Source organism: Kitasatospora sp. NPDC036755, from assembly GCF_040636595.1.
Taxonomy (GTDB): Bacteria; Actinomycetota; Actinomycetes; order Streptomycetales; family Streptomycetaceae; genus Kitasatospora.
In genome coordinates this window covers 1-17,456 of sequence record NZ_JBEZUT010000044.1, presented here as the reverse complement: position 1 = coordinate 17,456, position 17,456 = coordinate 1, and the positions used below count along the sequence as shown (strand labels likewise).

The 17,456-nt window shown below is 74.2% G+C and carries 12 protein-coding genes; 7 read left to right on the top strand and 5 right to left on the bottom strand.

What is annotated here, in order from left to right; genetic code table 11:
- Positions 1-107: 107 nt before the first annotated feature.
- Complete coding sequence (locus tag AB0E96_RS09695; RefSeq protein WP_359820690.1) at positions 108-1,331, bottom strand: C40 family peptidase; 1,224 nt, start codon at positions 1,329-1,331, stop codon at positions 108-110.
- Between the two features lie 305 nt (positions 1,332-1,636).
- Between AB0E96_RS09695 and AB0E96_RS09690 the strand changes: the two genes are divergently transcribed.
- The 7 genes from AB0E96_RS09690 to AB0E96_RS09660 all read left to right on the top strand — a co-directional run bounded on the left by AB0E96_RS09690 (position 1,637) and on the right by AB0E96_RS09660 (position 13,647).
- A complete protein-coding gene (locus AB0E96_RS09690; protein ID WP_359820688.1) occupies positions 1,637-3,364 on the top strand; it encodes an acyclic terpene utilization AtuA family protein in 1,728 nt (575 codons plus the stop codon).
- Positions 3,361-4,959, top strand: coding sequence for a carboxyl transferase domain-containing protein (locus AB0E96_RS09685; protein ID WP_359820686.1), 1,599 nt, complete (start codon positions 3,361-3,363; stop codon positions 4,957-4,959). Before AB0E96_RS09690 ends, AB0E96_RS09685 begins: the two co-directional genes overlap by 4 nt.
- Before the next feature lie 26 nt (positions 4,960-4,985).
- On the top strand, positions 4,986-6,923 hold the full coding sequence (locus AB0E96_RS09680) for a biotin carboxylase N-terminal domain-containing protein (protein ID WP_359820684.1): 1,938 nt from the start codon (positions 4,986-4,988) through the stop codon (positions 6,921-6,923).
- 174 nt (positions 6,924-7,097) lie between these two features.
- Complete coding sequence (locus AB0E96_RS09675; protein WP_359820681.1) at positions 7,098-8,285, top strand: acyl-CoA dehydrogenase; 1,188 nt, start codon at positions 7,098-7,100, stop codon at positions 8,283-8,285.
- 405 nt (positions 8,286-8,690) lie between these two features.
- Positions 8,691-10,289 (top strand): 4-coumarate--CoA ligase family protein, encoded by a 1,599-nt coding sequence (locus AB0E96_RS09670; RefSeq protein WP_359820678.1) that lies wholly within the window; start codon positions 8,691-8,693, stop codon positions 10,287-10,289.
- Positions 10,290-10,400: 111 nt separating this feature from the next.
- Positions 10,401-11,021, top strand: a complete 621-nt coding sequence (locus tag AB0E96_RS09665) for a TetR/AcrR family transcriptional regulator (RefSeq protein WP_359820676.1) — start codon at positions 10,401-10,403, stop codon at positions 11,019-11,021.
- Positions 11,022-11,169: 148 nt separating this feature from the next.
- Positions 11,170-13,647: a SpoIIE family protein phosphatase gene (locus AB0E96_RS09660; RefSeq protein WP_359820673.1), complete on the top strand. Its 2,478-nt coding sequence runs from the start codon at positions 11,170-11,172 to the stop codon at positions 13,645-13,647.
- An 85-nt stretch (positions 13,648-13,732) separates the two neighbouring features.
- Here the strand turns inward: AB0E96_RS09660 and AB0E96_RS09655 are convergent, their stop codons facing one another.
- From AB0E96_RS09655 to AB0E96_RS09640, 4 genes are all read right to left on the bottom strand, one after another.
- Positions 13,733-15,295: an MFS transporter gene (locus AB0E96_RS09655; RefSeq protein ID WP_359820671.1), complete on the bottom strand. Its 1,563-nt coding sequence runs from the start codon at positions 15,293-15,295 to the stop codon at positions 13,733-13,735.
- Complete coding sequence (locus tag AB0E96_RS09650; RefSeq protein ID WP_359820668.1) at positions 15,292-15,945, bottom strand: TetR/AcrR family transcriptional regulator; 654 nt, start codon at positions 15,943-15,945, stop codon at positions 15,292-15,294. Before AB0E96_RS09650 ends, AB0E96_RS09655 begins: the two co-directional genes overlap by 4 nt.
- 182 nt (positions 15,946-16,127) lie before the next feature.
- Positions 16,128-16,520 carry a cell division protein SepF gene (gene sepF, locus AB0E96_RS09645; protein WP_359820665.1) on the bottom strand — a complete coding sequence of 131 codons (393 nt, stop codon included), beginning with the start codon at positions 16,518-16,520 and terminating at the stop codon, positions 16,128-16,130.
- Between the two features lie 293 nt (positions 16,521-16,813).
- On the bottom strand, positions 16,814-17,326 hold the full coding sequence (locus AB0E96_RS09640; RefSeq protein WP_359820663.1) for a DinB family protein: 513 nt from the start codon (positions 17,324-17,326) through the stop codon (positions 16,814-16,816).
- Between the last annotated feature and the right edge of the window lie 130 nt (positions 17,327-17,456).

Below are 17,456 nucleotides of genomic sequence, written 5' to 3'. Positions count from 1 at the left end.
CCGGGGAGCGGTGCTCGCGGCCTCCGGCGGCCGGCCGCGGGGAGGCGGAACGGCGCCGGCCGGCGCCACCCCCTCGGTGGCCCCGGCCGGCACGGTCGTCAGGTGTTTCAGCAGTCGGGGATGGTCGTGCCGTTGTTGTCCTTGGCCGTGTCACTGCCCCAGCGGGACAGGTAGAAGGCCGAGACCCACTGGCGGGCCGGGCCGCCGTCGGCGTCCGTCTTCAGCCACCAGTGGTTGTAGCTGCTGCCGTTGGAGACCTCGCGGCCCCAGGCCTTGCAGTAGACGTAGTTCGTGCCCTGGTTCAGGGTGCCGGTCGCGCTGGTGGAGGTCGGCGAGGCGTAGACGCTCGCACTGGCGAAGGTGTCCACCCAGTACTTGCCGGTGGCCGGCGGGGTGCTGCCGCCGGCGCAGTCGGGGACGGTGGTGCCGTTGTTGTCCTTGGCGACGTCGTTGCCCCAGCGGGACAGGTAGTACGCCGAGACCCACTGGCCGCCGGGGCCGACGTCCGGGTCCGTCTTCAGCCACCAGTGGTTGTAGCCGCTGCCGTTGGAGACCTCGCGGCCCCAGGCCTTGCAGTAGACGTAGTTCGTGCCCTGGTAGAGCGTCCCGGTGCTGGTGGTGGAGGTCGGGGAGCCGTACACCGGCGCGTTGGCGTTGGTGTCCACCCAGTACTGGCCGTTGTTGGTGGGCGGCGTGGTGGGGGGCGTGGAGGTGCCGCCCGCGCCGTACAGCCGGATGGCGCCGTAGTAGTCGCCGTGCGAGGAGAGCGCCGCCACCTGGACGTAGCCGCCGGAGTAGGGGGCCTCGACGATCCAGCCCTGCCCGAGGTACATCGCGACGTGGTGGATGGTGGAGGCGGTGTTGCCGAAGTACACCAGGTCGCCGGGGAGCAGCGGCGCGGTGCCGTCCGCCCGGTAGTAGCGGGCGACGGCTCGGGAGGTCGGCCACTGGGTGCGGGTGGTGCCGTTGATGACGTCCTCGCCGACCGCCAGGTCGTAGGCGTAGCGGACCATGCCGGAGCAGTCCAGGCCGCGGACGTTGCAGTCGTTGGGGGCGCCGTTGGACGGGTCGCAGAGGCCGTACGTCGGGCCGGGCTGCGAGCCGTGGCCGCCGCCCCACGAGTACGGGGTGCCGATCAGCCCGCAGGCGGAGCGGACGGCGGCGTTCGCCTGCGTGGCCGCGCCGGTGGAGAGCACCCCGCAGGCGGGTGCGGCCTGGGCCTCGCCGGCGCCGGCGAAGAACACCCCGACCGACACCAGCAGCGACAGCAGGGCCGCTGCCCGCAGCGGGGCGATCAGCCGTCTCGACAGAAGGTTTACGCGCGTAGTCATGGTCGCGAATCCTTCCGGAATCGCTGACTCCGGGTCAATGGTTGCAAGCCACATGCGGCCTGTGGTTCGCCTACCTGCCGGTTCGTGGTTCGCATGCCGTGGAACCGGCAATCGGGCGGCAAGTCGCGGGCCGGTCTTGACCGGCTGCCAGGACTCCCCGGCGGGCTCTCCGCTCCGGCTGTCCGGGGGCGTGCGGGTGTCGGAAAACAAGCAAGCGTGATTGCTTTTTTCTTCGGACGGTGCCACGCTGCTGCCCGGCGGCGCCCCGTCCGAGGCGTCCCCAACTCACCGGCAGGGGAGGCGCTTTGGCGCGCGACGGCACGGTACTGCGGATCGGCAACGCCTCGGGCTTCTACGGGGACCGCTTCGCCGCGATGCGGGAGATGCTCACCGGCGGGCCGCTGGACGTGCTCACCGGGGACTACCTGGCCGAGCTGACCATGCTGATCCTCGCCCGGGACCGGCTGAAGGACCCGTCGCTCGGTTATGCCCGGACCTTCCTGCGCCAGATGGAGGAGTGCCTCGGCCTGGCCCGTGAGCGCGACGTGAAGATCGTGGTCAACGCGGGCGGCCTCAACCCGGCCCGGCTCGCCGAGGAGCTGCGCGCGCTGGCCCGGCGGCTCGGCGTCGAGGCGGCCGTCGCCCATGTCGAGGGTGACGACCTGCTGCCGCGACGGGCCGAACTAGGGTTGCCGGACGGGCTGTTGGCCGCCAACGCCTACCTCGGCGGGTTCGGCGTCGCGGCCTGCCTGACCGGCGGCGCCGACGTGGTGGTGACCGGCCGGGTCACGGACGCGGCGCTGGTGGTCGGCCCCGGGATCGCCCGCTTCGGCTGGACCCCGGAGGACCTCGACGCCCTGGCCGGCGCCGTGGTGGCCGGGCACGTGCTGGAGTGCGGCGCCCAGGCGACCGGCGGCAACTACGCCTTCTTCCGCGAGCACGACGTGACCCGCCCCGGCTTCCCGCTGGCCGAACTGCGCGCCGACGGCTCCAGCGTGATCACCAAGCACCCGGGCACCGGCGGCGCCGTCACCACCGGCACCGTCACCGCCCAACTCCTGTACGAGACCGGCGGACCGCACTACCTCGGCCCGGACGTCACGGCCCGGCTGGACACCGTGCGGCTCACCGGGGACGGCCCGGACCGGGTCCGGATCGACGGCGTGCGCGGCGAGGCCCCGCCGCCCACCCTGAAGGCGGGCCTCAACCGGCTCGGCGGCCACCTCAACGAGGTGGTGTTCGTCCTCACCGGCCTCGACATCGAGGCCAAGGCCGACCTGGTCCGCCGGCAGTTCGACGACGCCCTGCCGCCCGGCGCCCGCCCCGCCGAGATGCGCTGGACGCTGGCCCGCACCGACCACCCGGACGCCCCGACCGAGGAGGCCGCCTCCGCCCTGCTCCGGCTGGCCGCCCGCGATCCCGACCCGGCCCGGGTCGGGCGCGAACTCGGCAGGGCCGCCGTCGAGTCGGGCCTGTCCGGATACCCGGGCTTCCACCTCACCGCCCCGCCCGGGCCGGGCGCGCCGTACGGGGTGTTCACCGCCGCGCACATCGACGCGAAGGCCGTCGAGCACACCGCCGTCCTGCCGGACGGCCGCCGGATCGCCGTACCGCCGGCCCCCGTCACCTCCCAACCAGGCCCGGTGGAAGTCGAGTTGCCCGAACCGCTGCCGGCCGGCCCGACCCGGCGGGCCCCGCTCGGCCTGGTGGCCGGCGCCCGCAGCGGGGACAAGGGCGGGGACGCCAACCTCGGCGTCTGGGCCCGTTCCGCGGACGGCTGGCGCTGGCTGGCGCACGCCCTCACCGTCGAGGAGCTGCGCGAACTCCTGCCCGAGACCGCCGAGTTGCCCGTCACCCGGCACCTGCTGCCGAACCTGCGCGCGGTCAACTTCACGATCACCGGCCTGCTCGGCGAGGGCGTCGCCGCCCGGCACCGCTTCGATCCGCAGGCCAAGGCCCTCGGGGAGTGGCTGCGCGCCCGTCGGCTCGACATCCCGACCACGCTCCTGGACAGCCCGGAGGCCCCGCTGTGACCGTCCTGACCACCCGCGTCGACCCGGCCGGGCCCGAGTTCGCGGAGCACCGCGACGCGATGGCCGCCAAGCTCGCCGAGCTCGACGCCGAACACGCCAAGGCGCTGGCGGGCGGCGGCCCCACCTACGTGGAACGCCACCGCGGGCGCGGCAAGCTGCTCGCCCGCGAGCGGATCGAGCTGCTGGTCGACCAGGACTCCCCGTTCCTGGAGCTGTCCCCGCTGGCCGCCTGGGGGAGCGACTACCCGGTGGGCGCGGCCCTGGTCACCGGCATCGGGGTGATCGAGGGGGTGGAGTGCGTGATCACCGCCAACGACCCGACGGTGCGCGGCGGCGCCAGCAACCCGTGGACGCTGCGCAAGGCCCTGCGGGCCGACGAGATCGCGCTGGACAACCGGCTGCCGCTGGTCAACCTGGTCGAGTCCGGCGGCGCCGACCTGCCCAGCCAGAAGGAGATCTTCATCCCCGGCGGCGCCCTCTTCCGCGACCTCACCCGGCTGTCCGCCGCCGGGATCCCCACGGTGGCCGTGGTGTTCGGCAACTCGACGGCCGGCGGTGCCTACGTCCCCGGCATGTCCGACCACACCGTGCTGGTCAAGGAGCGCGCCAAGGTGTTCCTCGGCGGCCCGCCGCTGGTGCGGATGGCCACCGGGGAGGAGGCCGACGACGAGTCGCTGGGCGGCGCCGAGATGCACGCCCGGGTCTCCGGCCTGGCCGACCACTTCGCGGTGGACGAGGCGGACGCGCTGCGGATCGCCCGCCGGATCGTCGCCCGGCTCGACCACCGCAAGCCCGGCCCCGACCCGGACCGGTCGGCCGAGCCGCCGAAGTACGACGAGGAGGAACTGCTCGGCATCGTCCCGGGGGACCTCAAGGTGCCCTTCGACCCGCGCGAGGTGATCGCCCGGATCGTCGACGGCTCCGACTTCGACGAGTTCAAGCCGCTCTACGGCACCAGCCTGGCCACCGGCTGGGCCCGCCTGCACGGCTACCCGGTCGGCGTCCTGGCCAACGCCCGCGGCGTGCTGTTCAGCCAGGAGTCCCAGAAGGCCGCCCAGTTCATCCAGCTGGCCAACCAGCGGAACACCCCGCTGCTGTTCCTCCACAACACCACCGGCTACATGGTCGGCAAGGACTACGAGCAGGGCGGCATCATCAAGCACGGCGCGATGATGATCAACGCCGTCGCCAACTCCACCGTCCCGCACCTGTCCGTGCTGATGGGCGCCTCCTACGGCGCCGGCCACTACGGCATGTGCGGCCGGGCGTACGAGCCGCGCTTCCTGTTCTCCTGGCCGAGCGCCAAGTCCGCCGTGATGGGCCCGCAGCAGCTCGCCGGGGTGCTGTCCATCGTCGCCCGGCAGTCGGCGGCGGCGAAGGGCAGGCCGTACGACGAGGAGGCGGACGCGGCGATCCGGGCGATGGTGGAACAGCAGATCGAGGCCGAGTCGCTGCCGGTGTTCCTCTCCGGCCGGCTCTACGACGACGGCGTCATCGACCCCCGCGACACCCGTACCGTGCTCGGCCTGTGCCTGTCCGCGATCCACAACGCGCCGGTCGAGGGCGCGCGCGGCTACGGCGTCTTCCGCCTGTGAGGAAACCCGGGAAGGACCCCCGAGACATGATCACCAACCTGCTGGTCGCCAACCGGGGCGAGATCGCCCGCCGGGTCTTCCGCACCTGCCGGGAACTGGGCATCGCGACCACCGCCGTCCACTCCGACCCGGACGCCGGCGCCCCGCACGTCCGCGAGGCCGACGCCGCCGTCCGGCTGCCCGGCGCGGCGCCCGCCGACACCTACCTGCGCGCCGACCTGCTGGTGCGGGCCGCGCTCGCCGCCGGGGCCGACGCCGTCCACCCCGGGTACGGATTCCTCTCCGAGGACGCCGGGTTCGCGCGGGCCGTGCTGGACGCGGGCCTGGTCTGGGTCGGCCCGCCGCCGGCCGCGATCGCCGCGATGGGCTCCAAGACCGCCGCCAAGCGCCTGATGGCCGAGGCCGGGGTGCCGGTGCTGGACGCCCTCGCCGATCCCGTCGAGGCCGACCTGCCGCTGCTGGTCAAGGCCGCGGCGGGCGGCGGCGGGCGCGGCATGCGGGTCGTCCGGAGCCTCGCCGAGCTGCCCGGCGAGCTGGCCGCCGCCCGCGCCGAGGCGGCCGGGGCCTTCGGCTCGGACGAGGTGTTCTGCGAGCCCTACCTGCCCGACGGCCGCCACGTCGAGGTCCAGCTGCTGGCCGACGCCCACGGCACCGTCTGGGCGGTCGGCGACCGCGACTGCTCGGTGCAGCGGCGGCACCAGAAGGTGATCGAGGAGGCCCCGGCCCCCGGTCTGCCGGCCGGGGTCCGCGCCGAACTGCACACGGCCGCGGTGCGCGCCGCCCGGGCGATCGGCTACGTCGGCGCCGGCACCGCCGAGTTCCTGCTCGCCGAGGACGGCCGGTTCTTCTTCCTGGAGATGAACACCCGCCTTCAGGTCGAACACCCGGTCACCGAGGCCGTCACCGGCCTGGACCTGGTGGCGCTCCAACTCGCCGTGGCCGAGGGCGAACCGCTGCCCGGACCCACCCCGCCCCCGACCACCGGCCACGCGATCGAGGCCCGGCTGTACGCGGAGGACCCGGCCAGGGACTGGCAGCCCGCCACCGGCACCCTGCACCGGCTCGAACTGACGCTCCCGCACCAGGAGTTCACCGGCACCGGCACCGGCACCGGGCTGCGGCTGGACTCCGGGGTGGAGGCCGGCAGCGAGATCACCCCGCACTACGACGCGATGCTCGCCAAGGTGATCGTCCGGGCGCCGACCCGCACCGCCGCCGCCCGCCGGCTCGCCGACGCGCTCGCCCGCGCCCGCGTCCACGGCCCGGCCACCAACCGGGACCTGCTGGTCCGGGCCCTGCGCCACCCGGCCTTCCTGGCCGCGGAGCTGCACACCGGCTTCCTGGCCCGGCACGCGGCCGAGCTCACCGCCCCGGACACCGAGGGCGCCGACCGCGCCGCGCTGGCCGCCGCCCTCGCCGACGCGGCCGGCCGCCGCGGCGCCCTGCCCACCGGCTGGCGCAACCTGCCCTCCCAGCCGCAGCTCAAGCGCTACCGGGCCGAGGACGGCACCGCGTACGAGGTCCGCTACCGGCTCACCCGCACCGGCCTGCTGGCCGAGGACCACCCGGACGTCGAACTCGTCGAGGCCGAGCCGGACCGGGTCGTGCTCCGCGAGGACGGGCTGCGCCGCACCTACCGCGTCGCCCGGTACGGCGACCGGGTGCACGTCGACACCCCGGCCGGCGGCACCGCGCTCACCGCGCTGCCGCGCTTCCCCGAGCCCGTCGTCCGCACCGACCCCGGCGCGCTGCTCGCCCCGATGCCGGGCACCGTCGCCCGGGTCCTCGCCGCCGTCGGGGACACCGTCACCGCCGGCCGGCCGCTGCTGGTGCTGGAGGCGATGAAGATGGAGCACCGCGTCGCCGCCCCGGCCGACGGCACCCTCGTCGAACTGCGGGCCGCTCCCGGCCGGCAGGTCGAGACGGGCGCCCTGCTGGCCGTCGTCCGGCCCGCCGAGGCTTGAGATCCCGCCGAGGCCCGAGAACCCGGCAGGGCCCGAGAGCCCGCCGAGGCCTCAGATCCCACCAAGGTCCGAGAGCCCACCGAGACGCACGAGTCCACCCAGACCCGAGAACGCACCCAGACCCGAGAACCCACCCAGACCCGAGAGCCCACCCGAGCCTGAGGAAGGACCCGCATGTCCACCATCGGCAGTCAGCTCCTGGAGACCCCCGAACGCCAGGCCCTGCGCCGGGCCGTCGGCGACCTCGGCCGCCGCTACGGCTCCGCCTACTACCTCGCCAAGGCCCGGGCCGGCGAGCCCGCCGACGAACTGTGGGCGGAGGCCGGGAAGGCCGGCTACCTCGGCGTCAACCTGCCCGCCGAGTACGGCGGCGGGGACGGCGGCATCACCGACCTCGCCATCGTCCTGGAGGAGCTCGGCACCGCCGGCTGCCCGCTGCTGCTGCTGATCGTCTCCCCGGCGATCTGCGGCACCGTGATCGCCCGCTACGGCACGGAGGAGCAGAAGCGCCGCTGGCTGCCCGGTCTGGCCGACGGCAGCCGCCGGATGGCCTTCGGCATCACCGAGCCGGACGCCGGCTCCAACTCCCACCGGATATCCACCGTCGCCCGCCGGGACGGCGAGGACTGGCTGCTGACCGGCCGCAAGGTCTTCGTCTCCGGCATCGACCACTGCGACGCGGTGCTGTTCGTCGCCCGCACCGAGACCCCGGCCGCGGGAGGGGGCCGCTCCGGCCGGCTGAAGCCCTGCCTGTTCGTCGTCCCGCGCGAGACCCCGGGCTTCGAGTACCGGCCGATCCCGATGGAGCTCGTCGCCCCGGAGAAGCAGTTCCAGGTGTTCCTGGACGACGTCCGGCTGCCCGCCGACGCCCTGGTGGGCGACGAGGACGCCGGGCTGCTCCAGCTCTTCGCGGGCCTCAACCCCGAGCGCATCCTCACCGCCGCCTTCTCGCTCGGCCTCGCCCGCCAGGCCCTCGGCAAGGCCGTCGAGTACGCGAAGACCCGCACCGTCTGGTCCACCCCGATCGGCGCCCACCAGGGCCTGGCCCACCCGCTGGCCCAGTGCGCGGTGGAGATCGAGCTGGCCCGGCTGATGACCCAGAAGGCCGGCCTGCTCTACGACGCGGGCGAGGACCTCGCCGCCGGGGAGGCCGCCAACATGGCCAAGTACGCCGCGGGGGAGGCCGCCGCCCGGACCGTCGACCAGGCGGTGCAGACCCTCGGCGGCAACGGCCTGACCCAGGAGTACGGGCTGGGCGCGCTGCTGGCCGCCACCCGGGTGGGCCGGGTCGCCCCGGTCAGCCGCGAGATGGTGCTCAACTACGTGGCCCAGCACACCCTCGGGCTGCCCAGGTCGTACTGAGTGGCCGCGCCGGGCCGAGTGACGTCGCACGGGTGACGTCGCGCAGGGTGACGTCGCACCGGGTCGCGCGTCGTACTGAGTGACCGCGGCGCGAACAGGCGCGCCAACGGAGCGGTGGCGCCTCCGGGCCGGTCCGGAGGCCGGCCGGCGGCGGGCGCGGGGCGTCGCGGGGCGGTGCGGGGCCGGGATTCCCGGGGCGGATGTGCTCCCAGGGGGCGCACGGGCGAGGTGCGCGGCGTCGCGACGGGCGCCCCCCGGGAGCAACCGCGCCACGTATCCGCCGTCTCGGGTTCCCCACAATGGCCGAGCCAGGGCCCTGACTGTCCGTATGCTCCTGAACGCGCCCCGCACCGAACCTGCGCGCCGGTTTTGTTGCCATGTCAACTTCCTTACTGGAGGCTCACCTTGGTGTTCCGAAGCGAGTTCCCCGACGTCCCCGCGGTCGACCTGCCGATCCACGAAGCGGTGCTCGGCGCCGCGGCGGGGTACGGCAACCGCCCGGCCCTGATCGACGGCGTCACCGGCGACAGCGTCAGCTACGCCCAACTCGCCGCCACCGTCGAGCGGATGGCCGCCGGCCTGGCCGACACAGGCGTCCGCCGGGGCGACGTCGTCGCCCTCTTCAGCCCCAACTCGACCGCCTACCCGATCGCCTACTACGGCGCGAGCAGGGCCGGAGCCACCATCACCACGGTCTCCTCCTTCGCCACCCCCACCGACCTGGCCGGCCAGCTGCGCGACTGCGGCGCCCGCTGGCTGGTCACCGTCTCCGCCTTCCTGCCGACCGCCCGTGCGGCCGCCGAACTCCTCGCCGAACAGGGCCGGCCACTGGCCGAGATCCTCGTCCTGGACGGCGCCGAGGGCCACCGCTCGCTCACCGACCTGGTGACCACCACCGCCCCCGTCCCCGAGATCGCCGTCGACCCGGGCGAGGACATCGCCGTGCTGCCGTACTCCAGCGGCACCACCGGCCTGCCCAAGGGCGTGATGCTCACCCACCGCTCGATCTCCACCAACCTCGCCCAGTGCGACGCCCTCTACCGCCCCGCCGAGGGCGAACGGGTGCTCGCCGTCCTGCCGTTCTTCCACATCTACGGCCAGGCCGCGCTGCTCAACCAGCCGCTGCGCTGCGGCGCCACGGTGGTCGTGCTGCCCCGCTTCGACCTCGAACAGTTCTGCCGCACCGTCCAGGACCACCGGGTGCAGGCCCTGGTGGTGGCCCCGCCGATCGCCCTCGCGCTGGCCCGGCACCCCGTCGTGGACCGGTACGACCTCTCCTCGGTGGAGTACCTGCTGTGCGCCGCCGCCCCGCTGGACCACGAACTCGCCGACGCCTGCGCCCGGCGCCTGGGCCTGCCGCACCTGCTCCAGGGCTACGGCATGACCGAGCTCTCCCCGGTCACCCACGTCGTCTCCCCGCGCGAGGGCGACCCGCCGCCCGGATCGGTCGGCCGGATGGTGCCCTCCACCGAGCTGCGGATCGCCGCTCTGGACGGCTCCGACCACGACCTCGGGCCCGGCCGGCGCGGCGAGCTGCTGATCCGCGGCCCGCAGGTGATGAAGGGCTACCTCGGCCGCCCGTCCGAGACCGCCGCGGTGGTCGACGCGGAGGGCTGGCTGCACACCGGCGACGTCGGCTTCGTGGACGGGCGCGGCTATCTGCACATCGTCGACCGGGTCAAGGAGCTGATCAAGTACAAGGGCTACCAGGTCGCCCCCGCCGAACTGGAGGCCGTCCTGCTCGGCCACCCGCAGATCACCGACGCCGCCGTGATCGGCGTCCGGGACGCCGAGGGCACCGAGTGCCCCAAGGCCTTCGTGGTCCGGGCCCCGGGCAGCGCCCTGACCGAGGAGGAGGTCACCGGCTACGTCGCCGGGCAGGTCGCCCCGTACAAGAAGGTCCGCGCGGTGGAGTTCGTCGACGCCGTCCCCAAGTCCGCGGCGGGCAAGATCCTCCGCCGTGAACTGCGCGCCCGCGAGGCCGGCAACGCGGCCGCCCGCTGACCGGCGGGGCCGCCCCGGCGGCCGCACCCCGCCACCCGTCTGTGAGGATCTTCCTGCCCCGCCCCGACCGGCCCCGCCGCGCCCCGACCGGAACAGGAACCTCCCGCCGCCATGACCAGCCACCCCGCCGCCCGCACCCCGCAGCAGGACCGCAGCCGAGCCACCCGGGCCCGGCTGCTCGCGGCGGCCGTGGACTGCCTGGCCGAGCTCGGCTGGCACGGCTCCACCGTCGCCGTCGTCGCCGAGCGGGCCGGGGTCTCCCGGGGCGCGGCCCAGCACCACTTCCCGACCCGCGAGGACCTCGTCACCGCGGCCGTCGAACACGTCACCGCCGAGCGGCTGGCCGCCGTCCGCGCCCACGCGGACGAGCTCCCGGCCGCCGGCCCGGACCGCACCCGGGCCGTGGTCGACATGATCGTGCGCCTCTACACCGGCCCGCTGTTCCGCGCCGCCCTGCACCTGTGGACCGCCGCGGCCACCGAGGAGGTGCTGCGTGAGCGGATCATCGCCCTGGAGGGCCACGTCGGCCGGGAGGCCCACCGGGCCGCCGTGGAGTTCCTGGACGCCGACGAGAGCCGCCCCGGGGTACGCGAATCCGTGCAGGCCACACTGGACCTCGCCCGCGGTCTGGGCCTCGCCAACCTGCTCACCGACGACAGCCACCGACGTTCCGGAGTGATCCGGCAGTGGGCGGGCGTTCTGGAGAGTACGCTGCGGCCGGTACGCCCATGACGCCCGTACACCCGGAGCGGCCGGACGCCCCCTGACCAAGGGGTCGCCGGGCGGCCGATGTCCGTGCAGTCTGGAGAAGAACCCCGGCCGGCGCGGACCGCGAGGCCCATCCGGCCGGGCACGAGCCGAACCGGGGTGCTGCCTGATCATGCACGGACACGAGTGGGACGCGACCGCCGCCGGCCCGGCACCGGGCGGCGTCCCGGGACGTCCCGGGAGCGCCCACCCCGAAGGCCATCGGCTCGTCCCGCTCGCGACGGCGCTGCTCCAGGACGACGGACTGATCCTGCACTGGAGCGAGGACGCCGAGGCCCTCCTCGGCTACTCCGCCGAGGAGGCCGTCGGCAGCTATGCCGCCCAGCTGCTCACCGACGGCTCCGACCGCTCCGAGGTGCTCGGCCTCTTCGAGCGGATCATGAGCGGCGCCGGCTGGTCGGGCGTCTTCCCGGTGCGCCACCGCGACGGCCACAAGGTCGACCTGGAGTTCCGCACCTACCCCATCGCCGGCCCGGCCGGCACCCTGCTGCTGCTCGCCACCGCCTCCGACACCCGCGCCCTGCACGCCGTCGAGGCCGACCTCGCCGTGCTGGACGGCATCTTCGCCCGCTCGCCCATCGGCATGGCCGTCTACGACACCGAGCTGCGCTACCTGCGGATCAACGAGGCCCTCGCCCGGATGAACGGCGTCCCGGTCGCCGCCCACCTCGGCCGCCGGATATCCGCGGTGCTCCCCGGAATCAACAGCGCCGAGATCGAGCAGATCATGCGCCAGGTGCTGAAGACCGGGAAGCCCGTGGTGGACGCCCGCTCGCACGGCCGGGTCCCCGGGGACCCGAAGCGGGACCGCGCCTGGTCCGCCTCCTACTTCCGGCTGGAGGACTCCACCGGCCGGATCTTCGGGGTCTGCTCCTCGATCATCGACGTCACCGAGCGCTTCCAGGCCGAGGCCCGCGCCGCCCGGGCCCAGGAACGGCTCGCCATGATCGCCGAGGCGACCGCCCGGATCGGCACCACCCTCGACCTCCAGCGCACCGCCGAGGAGCTGATCGAGGCCGTCGTCCCCCGGTTCGCCGACTTCGCCACCGTCGACCTGCTGGAGCCGGTGCTGCGCGGTGCCGAACCCACCGCGATCCCCTCCGACCGGAACATCACGCTGCGCGCCGTCGCCGTCGGCGAGTCCTACGAGAGCGGCCTCGCGCACGCCGTCGACGTGGTCGGCGAGACCTCCGAGTACTCCCCGGACCGCAGCTACGTCCAGTGCCTGCGCAGCGGCAAGCCGCTGCTGCGCTCCCATGTGGACGAGGAGGCCCTGCGCGGCCTGGTGGCCAGCGAGGACCGGGTCGCCCCCGGGATGGCGGCGGGCATCCACTCGTACCTGATGGTGCCGATCACCGCCCGGGGCATGGTGCTCGGCGGCTCCGAGTTCATCCGGATGCGCAACCCCGAGCCGTTCACCGCCTCCGACGTCGCCCTCGCCGAGGAACTGGTCGCCCGCACCGCCCTGGCGCTCGACAACGCCCGGCTCTACCGCCGCGAGCGGGAGACCGCGCTCACCCTCCAGCGCAGCCTGCTGCCGCAGGAGGTGCACCGCACCCTCGGCCTGGAGATCGCCTACCGCTACCTGCCCAGCAGCGTGGTCAGCGAGGTCGGCGGCGACTGGTTCGACGTGGTGCCGCTGTCCTGCGGGAGGGTCGCACTGGTGGTCGGCGACGTGATGGGCCACGGCATCCGGGCCGCCGCCACGATGGGCCAGCTGCGCACCGTCGCCCGGACCCTCGCCACCCTGGACATGCCGCCCGAGCAGGTGCTCACCCGGCTGGACGAGACCGCCTCGGGAATCGGCGAGGGTCAGTTCGCGACCTGTATCTGCGCGGTGTACGACCCGCTGGACCGCACCGTCCAGGTCGCCTCGGCCGGGCACCTGCCGCCCGTGCGGGTCGCCCCCGACGGCACCGCCGCCAAGGTGGAGGTGCCGCCCGGGGTGCCGCTGGGCGTCGGCGGGGTGGCCTTCGAGTCGATCGAGTTCACCATCCCCGAGGGCGGCATGGTCGCGCTCTACACCGACGGCCTGGTCGAGCGGCGCGGCCAGGACCTGGACGCCGGGATCGACCGGCTCGCCCGCACCCTGGAGGGCCCCGGCCGGACCCTGGAGGAGAGCTGCGACGCCGTCCTCGCGGCGCTGGTCACCGACGGCACCGAGGACGACATCGCGATGATCATGGCCCGGGTGCTCCCGCTGCCCGCCGACCGGATCGCCACCCTGCCGCTGTCCGGCGGCGGCCGGCTGCCCGGCCGGGCCCGCCGCTTCACCCGGGCCACCCTGGAGGCCTGGGGCCTGACCGCGCTCACCGACTACGCCGAGCTGCTGGTCAGCGAGCTGGTCACGAACGCCCTGCTGCACGCCGACGCGCCGCGCCGGCTGCGGCTGTTCCGCGACCGGGTGCTCACCGTGGAGGTCTCCGACGCCGGCGGGCAGACCCCCCAGCTGCGCCCGTTCGCCGAGCAGGACGAGGGCGGGCGCGGGATGTTCCTGGTCAGCGAGCTGGCCCAGCGCTGGGGCAGCCGGCTCACCCGGGACGGCAAGGTGGTCTGGGCGGAGCTGGAGCTGCCCTTCGGGGCCTCGTAGGCCTGCGTCGGAGGAGCGCCCGACGGGCGCTCCGAGGACGAGAACGGCCGTTCCCCCCAGGGGAACGGCCGTTCTCGTCCCGTCGCTACGCGTCGACCTTCGGCTGTGTGCCCGCCGGGTTCCGCGGAGCGACCTCCGTGACGTCCGTCGGCCCGGACAGCCCGCGCAGCAGCCGCCAGGCCATCACGGCCGCACCGACCAGCAGCGCCGCGGCCAGCAGCCCGGCGCTGTTCATGCCGTGGACGAAGGACTCCCGGGCACTCGCCAGCAACGGCTGGGCGAGCTCCGGCGACAGCCCCTGGGCCGTCTCCACGGCCGCGCCGAGCGATTCACCGGCCCGGGCGGCCGCCGTCGGGTCCGTCCCAGCCGGGACGGAGAGCCCGCTCGCGTAGATCGAGCCGACCACCGAGCCCACCAGGGCGATGCCGAGCGCGGTGCCCAGTTCGTACGCCGTCTCGGAGACCGCCGAGGCGGCCCCGGCCTTGTCGGCGGGCGCGGCGCTCAGCACCAGGTCGGCGCCGAGCGTGTAGACCACGCCCTCCGCCGTCCCCACCAGCAGGAAGGAGGCGGCCAGCAGCAGGTAGGTGGTGTCCTGGGACAGCCAGCCGAGCGCGCCCACGCCCAGGCCCATCGCCAGCAGGCAGACCGTCAGCGCCTTGCGGGCGCCGAAGCGCCGGGCGATCGCGGCGGTCAGCAGACCGCCCGCCACCGAGCCGGCGAAGGCCGGCAGCTCGGCCAGGCCGGCCTGGAGCGGCTGGTAGCCGCGGACCAGCTGGAGGTACTGCGAGACCACGAAGATCACGCCGGAGAGCCCGACCAGGGAGATCAGCGAGGCCGAGACGGCCGCCGTGAACCGCCGGTCGCGGAAGAGCCGGACGTCGAGCAGCGGGGTCTCCAGCCGCAGCTGGCGGCGGACGAACACGAACAGCGCGGCGGCGCCCAGCACGAAGGCGACCGGGACGTCCCAGCGGTCCACGCCGTGCGCGGCCGCCTCCTTGACCGCGTACACCGCGCCGATCACGCCGGCCATCGACAGGACGACGCTCAGCACGTCCCAGCGGCCCGGCTTCGGGTCCTTGGACTCCGGCAGCAGCCAACTGCCGAACACCAGCAGCAGGGCCAGCACCGGCAGGTTCAGCAGGAACACCGAGCCCCACCAGAAGTGCTCCAGCAGCACCCCGCCGACCACCGGCCCGAGGGCGGCACCGGCGGTGGCGGCCGCGCCCCAGATGCCGATCGCGGTGGCCCGCTCCCGGTCGTCCGGGAAGAGGCTGCGGATCAGCGAGAGCGTGGAGGGCATGATCGTCGCCCCGGCCACGCCGAGCAGCGCGCGGGCCAGGATCAGCCAGCCCGGGCTCGGCGCGTAGGCGGCCAGCAGCGAGGCGGCGCCGAACGCGGCGGACCCGACCAGCAGGAGCTTCTTGCGGCCGATCCGGTCGCTCAGGGCGCCCATGCTGACCAGCAGGCCGGCCAGCACGAAGGAGTAGGAGTCGCCGATCCAGAGCAGCTGGGTGCCGCTGGGGCGCAGCGTCTCGCTGATCGAGGGGATGGCGAGGGAGAGCACGGTCGCGTCCAGGGCGACCACGGTGACGGCCAGGACGAGGACGGCGAGGCCGGTCCAGCGCTGGCGGGCGGTCAGGGTGTTCATGGCGTATCGGTGTCCGGCCTGTGGTCGGAGGTGCTGTGGGCAGGTGGGGTGGTGCTGTGCGGCGTGGGGCTGTCGGCGGCGGGCGCCGGGGTGCGGGCGTCCGGTCTGCGCAGGGCGCCGCCGAGGAACAGTTCGGCGAGTGAGAAGGCCGCGTCGCGCGGGGCGAGCCGGCCGTCCTGGATGGACCAGCCGACGCCGGCCACCAGGTCGAAGAAGGCCTCGCTCAGCCAGGCGGCGCTGAGCTCGATGCGGAACACGCCCTGCTGCTGGCCGCGCAGGAACAGCGCGTGCAGCCGGGCGATCTGGACCTCCCAGAGGTCGTTGATGTCGTCGTGCTCGTAGAGCTGGTTCTCGCCGGCCAGGAAGGCGCAGAGCATGGCGTCCGGGACGGAGGCGTCCACCAGGCGGCGCAGGGCGGCCTCGGCGTCGCCCCGTTCGACCTCGGCGGTGTCCAGCGCGGCGGCGAACCGGCGCAGCCCGAGCAGGCCGACCTCGCGGATCAGCGCGTCGCGCCCCGGCCCGGGGAAGAGCCGGTGCAGCGTGGCGCGGCTGATGCCGGCGGCGCGCGCGATCTCGTCCAGGTGGGCGGTCGGGCGGCGGGAGAGCACGCCGACGGCGGCTTCGAGGACGGTGTCGCGGTCGGTGGCCATGAGTCGAGTCTAGGTCATCTGAGACATGGATGTCTCATTCTGTAGTTCGAGATCTCATCTGAGGCGCGCCTCGCCGGTGTCGGAGCAGCAAAAAACCGGGGACGGTGGGTGTGCCGTCCCCGGTCCGGGGGTGGTGTCGCGGTGTGCCGGCCGCCGCGGGGCGGCGGGCTCGGCCCCGTCGCTCAGCTCTGGTTGTAGAAGCCGGTGTCGTCCATCGGGCGGTCGATCACCATGACCTCGACGTCGGCCGGCGTGAGCAGGAAGACCCGCTTGGCGATCCGCTCGATGCCGCCCCGGGTGCCGAAGATCAGCCCGGAGGCGAAGTCGACCATGCGCTTGGCCTCGGCCTCCGACATCTCGGTGAGGTCCATGACCACGGGGGTGCTCGCCCGGATGTGCTCACCGACCGTCCGGGCCGCCTCGAAGCCCGTCGGCCGCAGGGAGACGATCTTCGTGGGCGCGGGGGCGGCCGGAACCGTCTCCTGATCGACCCACTCGTCGTCGTACACAGCGGCCGGGTAGTGCCCCGAGGGCATCAACCACCCGTTGTGGTGCTCGTCGCGAAGTGCTCCCATGCCGCGCCTCCCTGCCTCGTCCCGTCCTGGTCCCCCGGGGCGCGTGCCGTTGTTGACACGTCATCCACTCGTCGGAACTGTCCGAGTATCGCACTGTTCACCGGTCCCGTGCCCGCTCGCAACCCCCGTACGAGTCGTGCCGCGCCGGAAACCCGGGCGAACCCGGGCACTCCCACTGACGCGGCGCAGCGTCGTACGGTTGCGCGCGTTGACCTTATCGGTCGCTGTCACGGCGTAATTGACCTTCTGTCAACGATGCGGAAACGATTTCACCCGCGGTGTCACCCGTGGCGTCACTCGCCGGTCGAACCGTCGATCGATTCCCGCAGAAGGTCCGCGTGGCCGTTGTGTCGCGCGTACTCCTCGATCATGTGGGTGAGGATCCAGCGCAGCGTCACCGGCTCGCCGCGGCGCGGCTTCTTGGCGACGGTGTCCAGCGGCAGGCCGGCGGTGGCCAGGCGGGCGGCCTCGACCTCGGCGCGCCAGGTGGCGAGGTCGGCCGCGACGTCGGCGGTGTCGACGTCGTCGAAGTCGGCGTCCTCGTGCTCCTCGGTCCAGTAGTGCCCGGCGAGGTCCCGGCCGAGCAGCGTGGACGGGAACCAGTGCCGCTCCACCTCGGCCATGTGCCGGACCAGGCCCAGCAGCGAGAGGTTGGACGGCGGGACGGAGCGCAGCCGGAGCTGGTCGTCGGTCAGGCCCTGGCACTTGAGCGCGAGGGTGTCGCGGTGGTAGTCGAGGAAGGTGCTCAGGGTGGTGGCCTCGTCGGCCGTCATCGGCGGGTCCACCCGCAGGTCCGTGTCGGTCATGCGCGCCATCCTCGCGCCCGGCGGGGCCATGGCGCGAACGATTTTGCGAGGTGAGGTGAGGCGAGGCGCAAGGACTCGATCCGGCCCGGCCATCCGGCCGCCGGGTAGGCGGTGTGGTCCTCCGCGCCGA